Annotated in this window: 11 protein-coding genes; 6 read left to right on the forward strand and 5 right to left on the reverse strand. The window is 61.1% G+C overall.

Annotated features, from left to right (window positions below; all coding sequences use genetic code 11):
* The 3 genes from PRZ01_RS18330 to PRZ01_RS18340 form a co-directional block, all read left to right on the forward strand.
* The coding region (locus tag PRZ01_RS18330; RefSeq protein ID WP_273598291.1) for a hypothetical protein at positions 1 to 311 on the forward strand (311 nt) is incomplete at its 5' end.
* The gene (locus PRZ01_RS18335; protein ID WP_273598292.1) at positions 308 to 1,981 is read left to right on the forward strand and encodes an esterase/lipase family protein; all 1,674 of its coding nucleotides are present in this window, start codon (positions 308 to 310) and stop codon (positions 1,979 to 1,981) included. The genes PRZ01_RS18330 and PRZ01_RS18335, both read left to right, overlap by 4 nt.
* On the forward strand, positions 1,978 to 3,027 hold the full coding sequence (locus PRZ01_RS18340) for a T6SS immunity protein Tli4 family protein (protein WP_273598293.1): 1,050 nt from the start codon (positions 1,978 to 1,980) through the stop codon (positions 3,025 to 3,027). Before PRZ01_RS18335 ends, PRZ01_RS18340 begins: the two co-directional genes overlap by 4 nt.
* Before the next feature lie 394 nt (positions 3,028 to 3,421).
* On the opposite strand, the gene PRZ01_RS18345 is transcribed toward PRZ01_RS18340, so the two are convergent.
* Together PRZ01_RS18345 and PRZ01_RS18350 are read right to left on the reverse strand one after the other, a co-directional pair.
* Positions 3,422 to 4,060, reverse strand: coding sequence for a 3-oxoacid CoA-transferase subunit B (locus PRZ01_RS18345; protein ID WP_273598294.1), 639 nt, complete (start codon positions 4,058 to 4,060; stop codon positions 3,422 to 3,424).
* A gap of 46 nt (positions 4,061 to 4,106) precedes the next feature.
* Positions 4,107 to 4,808: a CoA transferase subunit A gene (locus tag PRZ01_RS18350; RefSeq protein ID WP_273598295.1), complete on the reverse strand. Its 702-nt coding sequence runs from the start codon at positions 4,806 to 4,808 to the stop codon at positions 4,107 to 4,109.
* Positions 4,809 to 4,923: 115 nt separating this feature from the next.
* On the opposite strand from PRZ01_RS18350, the gene PRZ01_RS18355 reads away from it, so the two are divergent.
* Positions 4,924 to 5,469, forward strand: a complete 546-nt coding sequence (locus PRZ01_RS18355) for a PAS and helix-turn-helix domain-containing protein (protein ID WP_273598296.1) — start codon at positions 4,924 to 4,926, stop codon at positions 5,467 to 5,469.
* 26 nt (positions 5,470 to 5,495) lie between these two features.
* Here the strand turns inward: PRZ01_RS18355 and PRZ01_RS18360 are convergent, their stop codons facing one another.
* Both PRZ01_RS18360 and adh read right to left on the reverse strand, forming a co-directional pair.
* Positions 5,496 to 5,906: a DUF779 domain-containing protein gene (locus PRZ01_RS18360; protein WP_273598297.1), complete on the reverse strand. Its 411-nt coding sequence runs from the start codon at positions 5,904 to 5,906 to the stop codon at positions 5,496 to 5,498.
* A 114-nt stretch (positions 5,907 to 6,020) separates the two neighbouring features.
* Positions 6,021 to 7,541 (reverse strand): aldehyde dehydrogenase, encoded by a 1,521-nt coding sequence (gene adh, locus PRZ01_RS18365; RefSeq protein WP_273598298.1) that lies wholly within the window; start codon positions 7,539 to 7,541, stop codon positions 6,021 to 6,023.
* 384 nt (positions 7,542 to 7,925) lie between these two features.
* Here adh and PRZ01_RS18370 point away from each other — a divergent pair, with 384 nt between their 5' ends.
* Together PRZ01_RS18370 and PRZ01_RS18375 are read left to right on the forward strand one after the other, a co-directional pair.
* Positions 7,926 to 9,776 carry a PQQ-dependent methanol/ethanol family dehydrogenase gene (locus tag PRZ01_RS18370; protein ID WP_273598299.1) on the forward strand — a complete coding sequence of 617 codons (1,851 nt, stop codon included), beginning with the start codon at positions 7,926 to 7,928 and terminating at the stop codon, positions 9,774 to 9,776.
* A 97-nt stretch (positions 9,777 to 9,873) separates the two neighbouring features.
* Entirely contained in the window at positions 9,874 to 10,197 is a 324-nt protein-coding gene (locus PRZ01_RS18375) for a high-potential iron-sulfur protein (protein WP_338111488.1), read from the forward strand.
* 33 nt (positions 10,198 to 10,230) lie between these two features.
* Here the strand turns inward: PRZ01_RS18375 and PRZ01_RS18380 are convergent, their stop codons facing one another.
* Positions 10,231 to 12,696: a TonB-dependent receptor gene (locus PRZ01_RS18380; protein WP_273598300.1), complete on the reverse strand. Its 2,466-nt coding sequence runs from the start codon at positions 12,694 to 12,696 to the stop codon at positions 10,231 to 10,233.
* Between the last annotated feature and the right edge of the window lie 12 nt (positions 12,697 to 12,708).

Raw genomic sequence — 12,708 nt, forward strand, 5'->3', positions numbered from 1 at the left:
AGGTCATCAACAAGGCAGGCGTCAAGGTGGACTACACAGGCGGCGCTTGGTCAGGCCAGCCCAGCACCTCGGCGGGTGGGGCGGAGGGCTTGGGGTATTTTGGGGTGATGAAGGTCAAGGATGCCGGCTTTGATGACAAGCTGCTACTCAAAGATCGGCGCGGCCAGCCTATCGGTGACATGCCATTCACGGTGCGCAATCGGGTCACGGGGCAGAAAGAGCACGGGCGCACAACCGCCGACGGGCTGATCAAGCATGCCGTGGACGGTACGCCTGAGCAGCTCGAAATTCAGTGGGGAACAACAAAATGAGCGAACCCAAAGAGCCCTTGCTGGGTGATCCTTCCCGTCTGGTCAAAACCCGTCCCATGGGCAATGGCCAGTTCACGGCGAACTGGACGCTCACGCCGGACACCATCACCGAGCCTGTGGTGTTTCAGATCAATACGGATGTGCTGCCCATCATCTTTGTGCCGGGCATCATGGGGAGTAATTTGAAGAGCGTGGGGCGGACGTCCGATCCAGTCTGGCGTTTGGATGCAACTCTTGGCCAGCCCGGGGGGTTGCTCTTTGACTGGGGCACAGCGAGCGCTGGCCAACGGCAAGCCCTGCTGCACCCAAGCCGCTGCGAGGTCGATGATGGCGGCGCCACACCCCAGCACTTGGTAGGCTTTGTGCACGAACTGGCGCAATATCGTCAGCGTGGCTGGGGCGAGGTCGCCGAGACCAGCTATCACAGCTTTTTATTGCACCTGGAAGCGACCCTCAACACTGAGCGCTGGCACGCGTTGAAAAAATGGATACACAGCCCTGGCCAAGGTGACGCAGAGACACTCAAGGCATGGCGCGCGGAAAAAACAGCCCAGGTTTTGAGCGAGGCCGAGGTGACCGAGACCAATCATTGGCGCTTTCCGGTGTATGCCTGCGGCTACAACTGGCTGGCCTCCAATGAAGAAGCGGCGAAGCTGCTTTCAGAGCGAATCAAAGCCGTGATTCAAGAAAACAATCAAGGCCAACTTCACCGTTGTGCCCAAGTGATCTTGATCACCCACAGCATGGGCGGCCTGGTGGCCAGGCGCTGCCAGCAACTGGGCATGGCCGAGCAGATTGCTGGCGTGATCCATGGTGTCATGCCAGCCATCGGTGCTCCGGTGGCTTACCGCCGCACCAAGGCGGGCATGGGGGATGAAAGCATGATCGCGGGCTGGGTGATCGGCAGCCTGGGCAGCGATGTCACCCCTGTGTTTGCACAGGCACCCGGTGCTTTGCAATTGCTACCCAATGCGCAATACCCCAAAGGCTGGCTGCGCCTGCTCAATGAAAAAGGGCAGTTGATCGACAGCTTCCCCAAGGCCGACCCCTACGAAGAGATCTACCTCAACCGCAAGGATTGGTGGGGCTTGGTGAAGGAGGAATGGCTGCGTCCAACAGGTGGGATTCAATGGACGTGGAAGGACTACACCGACAAAGCGCTCAAATTGGCTAAAGACTTTCACACAGCATTGGGCACCAGCTACCACCCCAATACCTACGTCTTCTGTGGCGAGCCCGACGATTTGCATGAAAAGAACAGCGTGGCCGCTGTCAGTTGGAGGATGAAGCTTTCTCCGTATCAAAGCAAAAAGATTGCCGACGACAAACTGGCCGGACTCCCCCATTCAGCGTTTCTGGAGCCCGGTGGCAGTTACGTCCTGAAGCAAGAGCCCAACCCCAACTACAACTCGCAATTCGGCGGCAGTTACCGCTTTGTTCAACCTTGGAGCATGGTTATGGACTTGTTCGACGCGGGCGGCGACGGCACCGTGCCCGCCGTGTCGGGCCGCGCCCCGCTAACCCAAAACCCCCAGTGCATACAACAACAAATCCGTCTGGCTGGCTTTGGTCATGAGAAGGCTTACCAAAACGAGGCCGCGCAGGACTGGGTCTTGTACGCGCTGGCCAAGATTTTGAAGAAGGCCAAAGTGCCTCAAGTCAAGCCATGAAGCGTTGGAAAGGACTGCTCGTAGGCGCTCTGGTGGCGACCCTGAGCTATGCCTTACTGCCCACTTCGACGGTGCTCACGGAGAAAGAAATGCAAAAGATCGAACAACTCACAACCCAGATGCAGACCCATTGTGTGGGGCGCTACTTGATTGATTTGCCGCAAGGTTTTGTGCTGTCCTCGGACACCGAGGCCGGTTTTTTTATCGGACTGGATGCCGATCACGATTTGCTGAGAATCGTTAACATCCAGCAAGGGCTTGGTGATCAGCAGTTTCAGGGTTATGTAACAAAGAAAATTGCCAAATGGGATGAACTTAACAAATATGCACAGCCCGATCAACACAAAACCAATTTAGCCCGGGTAGTACCTTATGGTGCTGAGACCTTAGCCCAGACTTGGTCAACGTACTCTGGTGAAACAGTCGACTTGAGCTATCTGGGTTTTCGGGATGGGATTGCCTACACGCTTACGCGCACCGCGAACTCGACGCCGGAAAGAATTGCTGAAGGCACCACCCGCCTCCTCGACCTTTCCCGCCGCATCAGCCGAGTCAGCGATCCGCTCAAAGCGGGCAAGGGCACTTGCATTGACGAGCTTTTGATCGCGGGGCAATACGACGAAGAAAAGCTGGACATCTACTTTTGGCACCCCAAGTATCCCGACCTTGAAGTCAAGATCAACTTCGCGGCCATTCAGGAGGACGAAGAGGATGACATCTTTGCCCGCGCCCGCAAGGCGAGTTCCTATTTGAATGTCATCGATCCCAAGCTGCATGATCGCCGCTACGACTTCTTTGGCATGAAGGCCAATGAAAACGGCTTCAAGAGCCCCAGTGAAATTGACAACGGCAAAACAAACTACGCCTATCAGATGGAGACGCGGCGGGCCAACGGCAGCGTTCGGATGCCGCATATCCATGTTGTTATGAAGTTTGCGGAATACAAAAACGGCAAAAAAACTGGCAGCGACTTCAGCCAAGCCGAAGCCTTGGCCTTGTGGGAGGCCATCATCAAAACACTCCGCCCAAGGCCGGGGGCCGTTTGATTGGACTGTGGAACTGGGCCCGCCCCGAATGGGACACCCCTCTGCCCGCGTGGACGGCCATGTCCGCTACCTGGCCTGGCATTACTTCGAACATCAGCGGAGCCAGAACGGCCTGGGCAGCGCCCCCATCCGCTTGGCCCGCGATTACGCCGGCCCCACCTACGGCCAACACTTCCCCGTGCACGCCGAGGTTGAGGCCCTTACGGGAAATGTCCGCAGCGCCAGATCAAGACTTGAGACGACGAGAAGCCGAAGGGCGAAGGCCTCGTCCAACGGCCCGGGCTGGCCTATTCTTAGACATGAAGCCGTCAACCCAACCTGCCCATGAAAAAAGGCCGGTTGTTGCTGACCTTCACCCCCCCACGCCCAAATTCATCCGGGCTGGCGCCTTGCCTCAGAGCAAGGTCACCCCCGTCTTGGCCTGGACTTGCTCACGGCTCACACCGTCGGCCAACTCCACCAACTTGAGGCCGGCGGGCGTTACGTCCATCACGGCCAGATCGGTAATGATGCGATTGACCACACCAACGCCCGTCAAAGGCAAGGTGCAGTGGGGCAGGATTTTCATGTCCTCGCTGCCGTCTTTCTTGCGCGCCACATGCTCCATCAGCACGATCACGCGTTTGACGCCGGCCACAAGGTCCATCGCCCCGCCCATGCCTTTGACCATCTTGCCGGGGATCATCCAATTGGCCAGATCGCCCTTCTCGCTGACCTGCATGGCCCCGAGAATGGACAAATTGATCTTGCCACCGCGGATCATGGCGAAGCTGTCGTGGCTGCCGAAGATGCTGGAGCCCGCAATGGTGGTCACCGTCTGCTTGCCTGCATTGATAAGGTCGGCGTCCACCTCGTCTTCAGTAGGAAAAGGGCCAATGCCCAGCATGCCGTTCTCGCTCTGCAGCCACACCTCTTTGTCAGCCGGTACGAAATTGGCCACCAGGGTCGGGATGCCGATGCCCAGGTTCACGTAAAAGCCGTCTTCCAGTTCTTGCGCCGCACGCGCGGCCATTTGGTCTTGAGTCCAAGCCATGATTGTTTGCTCCAGTCGGTTGGGGGATTTGCGCGAGGGGCGCCAATCACTTGGACGGTGTGGTGGTCTTTTTCTCGATGCGCTTCTCGGGATGCGCATTGACCACGATGCGGTGCACATAGATGCCCGGCAGGTGCACGGCGTCCGGGTCGATTTCGCCGGTTTCCACCAGCTGCTCGACCTCCACCACTGTCAGCTTGCCTGCCATGGCCGCCGCCGGGTTGAAATTGCGCGCTGTACGGCGGAACACCAGATTGCCGCTCTTGTCCGCCTTCCATGCCTTGACCAGGGCCACATCGGGCATCAACGCGTGCTCGAGCACATAGGTGTGGCCATCAAACTCGCGCAATTCTTTGCCGTCAGCAACGATGGTGCCCACACCCGTGCGCGTGTAGAAGGCCGGGATGCCAGCACCACCAGCGCGCAGCTTTTCCGCCAAAGTACCTTGCGGCGTGAATTCAAGCTGCAACTCGCCTGCCAGGTATTGGCGCTCGAATTCCTTGTTCTCGCCCACATAGCTGGAGATCATCTTCTTGATCTGCCGTGTCTCCAGCAACTGGCCCAGGCCAAACCCGTCCACACCCGCGTTGTTGGAGATCACGGTCAAATCCCTGGCGCCGCTGTCACGCAGGGCCGCAATCAGCGCCTCCGGAATGCCGCACAGGCCAAAGCCGCCAACCGCCAGCAACTGCCCGTCACTGACAATGCCCTGCAGCGCTGCCGCTGCACTGGGATAGATTTTGTTCATGGAAGAAGACTCCGCTGCCTAGCACCTTGCTGGGCGAGTAGCGTACTACCGTTGACTGCGTAAGGCGTTACGTAGAATCGCCTAAGAAAATACGCCCTTTACTTTGTGCCCACCCATGCCCCTGGACTACCGAACCGCCTTCGACCACGCGCCCATCGGCCTGGTGCTGTCAGCCCAGCGTTTGATCAAGGACTGCAATCGGCAATTGCTGGCGATGTTTGGCGCCGAGCGGGAGCAGTTGATTGGGCAAAGCTTCGAGGTGCTCTACCCGAGTGTGGATGAGTTCAAACGCACTGGCGAGCGCATCGTGGCCAGTCTGGACACGCAAGGTTTTTATGCGGACGACCGGGTCATGCGCCGGGTTGGCAGCGGTGAGTTGTTCTGGTGCCATGTGGCGGGGCGAGCCATCAACCCATCGGACCCGCATGCGGAAGGCATCTGGAGCTTTGAGGACTTGTCGGCGCGGCGCCAACTCAAGGCTGATCTGACCCCGCGCGAGCGCGAGATTGCGGCCCTGCTGATCGACGGCATGACCAGCAAATTGATCGGTAAAAAGCTGACCATCAGCCCCCGCACGGTGGATGTGTACCGCGCTCGCTTGATGAAAAAATACAGCGCCGCATCGACCCCGGAATTGATTCACAAACTGCTGATCGTCTGATCGACGCTTGGCATGGCCGCGGCAGATCAAACCCGCCCGGCAGCCTCCAAAGCAGCCCACTCCGCGTCGTCATAAAGCCTCGACCGGGTCAGAAAGCGTTGGCCCGAAGCCCCCTCCAGCGAGAACATGCCGCCGCGCCCGGGCACCACGTCGATGATCAACTGCGTGTGCTTCCAGTACTCGAACTGGGATGTGCTGATGTAGAACGGCATGCCGCCAATGTCGCCCAGCAAGCGGTCACCCTCACCCGTCAGCAAATCACCGGCGGGGTAGCACATGGGCGCGCTGCCATCGCAGCAACCTCCCGACTGGTGGAACATCAGCGCGCCGTGCTGAGCCTTGATCTGGGCGATCAGAGCCAAGGCGGCCGGAGTGGCAACGACTTGGGAGACGCCGCCAGCCGCAGAGCCAGCCGAAGGTGAGGCAGGAGGTGACATTGAACGAATTCCCAACTTGCGAAGCCCTTTGACGAACCCAGGGCGAACGGGAAAAAACTCCGCGAACGCCCTGAGCTAACGTCCCTACACCACGGATGCTTGGGACACTTGGCTTTAGAAGAAGCCCATCGCGTTGGCGTCGTAGCTGACCAGCAGATTCTTGGTCTGCTGGTAGTGGTCGAGCATCATCTTGTGGTTTTCACGGCCGATGCCTGATTGCTTGTAGCCACCGAACGCCGCGTGCGCCGGGTAAGCGTGATAGCAGTTGGTCCAGACGCGGCCGGCCTGGATACCCCGGCCCATGCGGAACGCGGTGTTCATGTCGCGGCTCCACACGCCGGCACCCAGGCCGTAGAGCGTGTCGTTGGCGATGGCCAGGGCTTCATCCTCATCTTTGAAGGTAGTCACCGAAACTACGGGTCCGAAGATTTCTTCCTGGAAGATGCGCATCTTGTTGTGGCCCTTGAACACCGTGGGCTTGACGTAATAACCGCCCTCGAGATCGCCGCCCAGCATATTGCGCGAGCCCCCGGTCAGACAATTGGCGCCTTCTTGCTTGCCCAGATCGAGGTAGCTCAGGATCTTCTCCATCTGCTCCTTCGAGGCCTGGGCACCGATCATGGTATTCATGTCCAGCGGGTTGCCCTGCTTGATAGCATTCACCCGTTTGATGGCGCGTTCCATGAATTGCTCGTAGATCGACTCTTGAATCAACGCACGCGAGGGGCAGGTGCATACCTCCCCCTGGTTCAGCGCGAACAGGGCAAAGCCTTCCAGCGCCTTGTCGAAGAAGGCATCGTCCTTGGCCAACACATCGGCGAAGAAGATGTTGGGCGATTTGCCGCCTAACTCCAAAGTCACTGGGATCAAGTTCTGGCTCGCGTACTGCATGATCATGCGGCCTGTGGTGGTTTCGCCGGTGAAGGCGATCTTGCCGATGCGCGGGCTCGACGCCAGCGGCTTGCCGGCTTCCAGGCCAAAGCCGTTGACCACATTAAGCACGCCGGGCGGCAACAGATCGCCAATCACTTCCATCAACACCAGGATGGACACGGGTGTTTGCTCAGCGGGTTTGAGCACCACGCAATTGCCGGCAGCCAGCGCTGGGGCCAACTTCCACACCGCCATCAGCAGCGGGAAGTTCCAGGGGATGATCTGCCCGACCACGCCGATGGGCTCGTGGAAGTGGTAGGCGTAGGTCTTGTCGTCAATCTCGCTGATGCCACCTTCTTGCGAGCGCACGCAGGCCGCGAAGTAACGGAAATGATCAACGGCCAGCGGCAAATCGGCCAGCGTTGTTTCGCGGATGGGCTTGCCGTTGTCCCAGGTTTCCGCAGCCGCCAACATGGGCAGGTTCGCCTCCATGCGGTCGGCGATCTTGTTGAGGATGTTGGCGCGAGCGGCTGGCGAGGTCTTGCCCCAGGCGCTCTTGGCGGCGTGGGCTGCATCGAGGGCGCGCTCGATGTCTTCGGCGCTGGAGCGCGGAATCTCACAGAACACACGGCCCGTCACCGGCGTGACGTTTTCAAAGTACAAGCCTTTGATCGGCGCCACCCACTCGCCGTTGATGTAATTGCCATAGCGCTTCTTGAACGCAACGGGGGTGCCAAATTTTCCGGGTTCGAGCATGTCCATCTTGAGTCTCCGCTGATAAGGGTTTTGTGGGGCCGCGATACCGGCCTCACCCCTTCAAAGCAGCTTGCGTGCCAACCATTTGCAGGCGATGAAATCACGCACCCCCACCTTCGAAGCCCGCTTGCCTAGGGGAAAGCACGGACGCGCTGTTCCGTTGTGACGCAATCAACAAGCCAGGGATGATGGCCTTGGACAGCCCGCCTGAAGACCGCGGCACCCAGCCTTGTTCAAAGCTGGTACAGCGAGGCTGAACCCGTGCGTTTGAGTGGCCATTTCGGCATGGCACGCATGTTGCGGATGAAGTCGGCGTCGTGCACATGGCACATCGCCCGGCGCGCGCTTGCACCCCGCTCATTTCCAAACCAAGACCACAAGGAGACCGACATGCCTTTGAAGCACCCCATTTTTTCCACGCATCGACCGTCAAGCCACGCACGCACCGCTCGGCGTGCACTGGCCGCCGCATGCGCGATCGCCCTGTCGAGCACGGCCCTGACGGGCTGGGCCGCCACCGGCCTCGTTACCGAACAAATGATTCAAGACGCGCCCAAGACCGGCGCCGAGGTGCTCTCGGCCGGCCTGGGCACCCAAGGCCAGCGCTTCTCTGCGCTAAAGCAGGTGAACACGGCCAATGTCGGTCGACTGGTGCCGGCCTGGGCTTTTTCGTTTGGCGGAGAAAAGCAGCGCGGACAAGAATCTCAGCCCTTGATTCACGACGGCAAGATGTTCGTCACCGCCTCCTACTCGCGCATCTACGCGCTGGACGCCAGCACCGGCAAGAAACTCTGGAAGTACGAGCACCGCCTGCCCGAAGGCATCATGCCCTGCTGCGATGTGGTCAACCGGGGCGCGGCGCTGTTCGACAACTTGGTGATCTTCGCCACCCTGGACGCGCAACTCGTCGCCCTGGATCAAAACACCGGCGAGGTGGTCTGGAAAGAAAAGATTGACGACTACGCCGCCGGCTATTCCGCCACCGCCGCGCCGTTGATCGCCGGGGGCTTGCTGCTGACGGGTGTTTCGGGCGGCGAGTTTGGCGTGGTGGGGCGCGTGGAAGCGCGCGACCCGCGTACCGGCCAGATGGTCTGGTCGCGCCCCACGGTGGAAGGCCATATGGGCTACCGCTACGACAAAGACGGCAAGAAAACCGAGAACGGCGTTAGCGGCACGACCAACCAGACCTGGCCCGGCGACCTTTGGAAAACCGGCGGCGCCTCCACCTGGATGGGTGGCACCTACGACGCCAAGACCGGCCTGGCTTATTTCGGCACCGGCAATCCCGCGCCCTGGAACAGCCATCTGCGCAAAGGCGACAACCTGTTCTCCTGCTCGACGGTGGCGGTGGACATCAAGACCGGCCAGATCCGCTGGCACTACCAAGGCACGCCCAACGACGCCTGGGACTTTGACGGCGCCAACGAGTTCATCACTTTCGACATGAATGGCCGGCGCATGGGCGGCAAGGCCGACCGCAACGGCTTTTTCTACGTCAACGACGCCAGCACCGGCAAACTCGTCAACGCCTTCCCCTTTGTGCGTCAACTCACCTGGGCCAGCGGCGTCGACCTGCAAACGGGCCGCCCCCAATTCATCGACGCCAACCGCAGCGGCGACCCCACGGCGGGCACGCCCGGCGCCGATGGGCATAAGGGCAAATCGGTTTTCGCGGCGCCCGGCTTTTTGGGCGGAAAAAACCAAATGCCCATGGCGTACAGCCCTGACACCCAGTTGTTCTACGTGCCCGCCAACGAGTGGGGCATGGAGATCTGGAACGAACCCGTCACCTACAAAAAGGGTGCTGCCTACCTTGGCGCCGGCTTCACCATCAAACCGTTGAATGACGACTACATCGGCGCGCTGCGGGCCGTTGACCCCAAGACCGGCAAGATCGTCTGGGAGGTCAAAAACTACGCCCCGCTGTGGGGTGGCGTGCTGACGACCGGCGGCAATCTGGTGTTCTGGGGAACGCCCGAAGGCTTCTTGAAGGCCGCTGACGCGCGAACCGGCAAAGTGCTGTGGGAGTTCCAGACCGGCTCTGGCGTGGTGGCCCCACCCGTGACCTGGATGCAAGACGGCGAGCAGTACGTCAGCGTGGTGTCGGGTTGGGGCGGCGCGGTGCCGCTATGGGGCGGCGACGTGGCCAAGCGCGTGAGCTTCCTGGAGCAAGGCGGCATGGTCTGGGTCTTCAAAATCCCCAAGGCCGGTGACCACACCAAGATCGCCAACGCCCGCTGATCACCCTGCCAACTCGCCATAGACACGTGGGCCCGAAACACGGGCCCACGTTCTGTCTCTAAACCCTAATCGCACCCACCCAAGGGAGCCAACACCCGTGCAGCCCATTCTTTTTTCACGCCGCCAATTCAACCTCAGCCTTGCGCTGGCCAGCCTTTCATGCACCGTCGCCACGCGCGCCCACGCCGAGCCTGCCCACGTCAGCGAGGCCGATGAAACCGCGCAAGCCCTGGCCTATCGCCAGGACAGCAGCAAGGTCGATAGCAAGAAGTTCCCTCACCACGCTGCGATGCAACGCTGCAGCAATTGCAGCTTCTGGCAAGGCAAGCCGGATGACGCCTGGGCCGGCTGCGCCATGTTTGGCCGCAAGCACATCGCCCACACCGGATGGTGCCAAGCCTGGACCCCGCTGCCCGGCTGAGAAATTGCGCGCCCAGCGTCTTCTTCGGGCGCTTTACTCCCCGAAGGTGTAGCGCACGCCCACCCAGGCCGCCCGGGGAGCGCCGGGCGCAAAGAAGGTGCTGTGCACCAGGGGATAGTCGCCACCCGCGTTCTGGGGCAAGGGCCGGGCCTGGAAATTCCCACGCGCATCAAAGGCGTTCGCCCCGAGTTGCGCGGCGCTCACATAACGGCGGTCCAGCGCGTTGTTGACCTGCACAAATGCTTGCAACGCGGGGCTGAAACGGTAGTCGCCGTGGAGGTTCAACACCGCGTAGCCGGGGCTGCGGCCCGGGCCGGTGTAGAACACCCCGTCGGGCTGATGCTGCGCGTTCTCGTTGCCCCGGGCCCTCGCTTCACTGACGGCATTCAGGTCCATGCCCACCCGCCATTGCGGCGCGAACGCCCAGTCGGCTGACAGCTTGAGCTGCTGGCGCGGCAACAAGGGGATGCGATCGCCAGGCTGAATTTGAATGGAGCCCTCGCCCCCCGGCTGCCCCGCCAAGGCGCCCGAATTGCTGCTGTTACCGGCGCCCGGCAGGGTTTCGCTGGACTGGTAGGTCGCGTCCAGCAGGCTGAAGCTCGCGGCCAGGCTCAGGGTGCGCGTCGGGTGTGCGTCAAGGCTGAACTCGAGGCCCTGGCGGCGTGTTTTGCCAAAATTTCGAAAGTAGCCGAAGCCGCTCACCCGGTCGCTCACGAACAGTAAATCGTCACGATTCTCCGCCCGGTAGAGACCCAGATGCCAGCTCAGATCACCCGGTTCGCCACCGGGCCAGCCCGTTTGAACGCGGCCGCGCAAGCCCATCTCCACGTTGATCGTGACGACTTGCCGCAGCGGCGGGTCGCCGGCAAAAGCATTGGGCAGCTTGCAAGGGTTGGCGGGGTCGGCACACCCGAGTTCAACCGCGGTGGGCGCTCGCGTGCCCTGATTGGCGCCTGCATAAAAAGCCAGCCCGGGGCGAACATCCAAGGCCAACCCAAGCCCGGGGTTGAAGTGCGCGTACGCGGCATTGGCATCCAGCGAGCCCGCGCCTCCACCGGGCGTGAGTACGTCCTGGTTGCGCAGGTGATGGCGGTTGTAACGCCCAGACAACGTCAAGTGGGCCGCGTCATTCAGCGCCAGCACCGTACTGGCAAAGACGCTGGCCGTCTGGGTATGGCTGTTCAGGTTCACCCGGGCGTCAAAGGCGCCCTCGCCTTGCTGGCTGCCATCGGCAAACGCGCCCAGTCCCTCCACGGCGCTCACGGTGTGATCCGCGTTGAGCGCGCCGAACTGCGTCGCCTGGCGAAAATTCAGCTGAGCAACGTCCAGCGCCGCACCCAGCAACCATTGCTGCGCCACGCCCGCCAGCGTCCCCTGCCCCTCGGCCTGCACGTTGACGCCGGCGTTGTGTTGCGTGCTCTGCGTGGTGTTGAGCAGGCCATTGCAAACTAGCTGTGGCGCCAGATTCGCGGCGACTTGCGCCTGGCAATTGGCGCGCAGGCCCGCGAATGACACGCCAGCCGTGTCGGCTTGGCCCAGCGCGCTCTCATTCACATCACCATTGAGCGCTTGTGTGCGGATGTGGCGGTCATACACGTTGCCGGCCCACTGCACGCCCTGCTGCGTTTTTTGCCGCAAGGTGAGGTTGAACAATTGCGCTTGATTGCGCGTCCGGTCGGGCTGGCTGTAGACGCTGCGCCAATTCGTCCGCAAGGCCGCTTGGGTCTGCAGGCCGTTGCCGGTCAACTCGTTGTCGGCCAAGGCAGCCGTCAGGCGCGCCTCCCCATTCGACCATTGCATGCCCAGCTTGCCGAACAGCTGGCGTACATCGCTGGGCGACGCGTCACGCCAGCCTTGCTCATGAAAACGCTGGCCGGTGAGGAACCAATGCCAAGCCCCTGCAAATCCGCCGGAACCACCGCTCTCGAACTGTGCGGCGCGGCGCCCGCCGCTGCCCCCTTCCAGTTGCAGCACCTGGCCCGGCGACGTCAGCCCGTCTTTGGTTTGCACAGCGATGGCGCCGCCCAGCGCATTCAAGCCAAACAAGGGATTGCTGCCAGGCATCAAGCTCACGCTTGAGATGGCTGAACGCGGGATCAAATCCCAGCTGACTACATCACCAAAAGGCTGATTCAGCCGCACGCCGTCCATGTACACCGACAAGCCCTGCGGCGTGCCCAGCAAGGGCGAGGCGGTGTAGCCCCGGTATTGCAAATCCATCTGAAATGGATTGCCCTGCATGTCATTGGCGCTGACCCCCTGAAGCTTGCGCACCAAATAGTCCGACAAATCCAAAGCGTGACCGCGCGCCATGTCAGCTTCGTCAAAAGTCTGCACGGGCATGGCCAACCAGTCTTTGGGCACGCCTGAGCCTGGCACCCCACCCGGCCCCGGTGCAACGATCTGCACGGCCGGCAGCACAAGTGCTTGGGCTTGCTGCGTATCGGCTGGATGGGCCGAATTGGGGTTTGCAGCCCAAGCCGCCGACCCACCGTTCAAGAGGAGCAGCGT

The organism is Roseateles koreensis (genome assembly GCF_028595305.1).
In the GTDB taxonomy this organism is placed as follows: domain Bacteria; phylum Pseudomonadota; class Gammaproteobacteria; order Burkholderiales; family Burkholderiaceae_C; genus Paucibacter_A; species Paucibacter_A koreensis.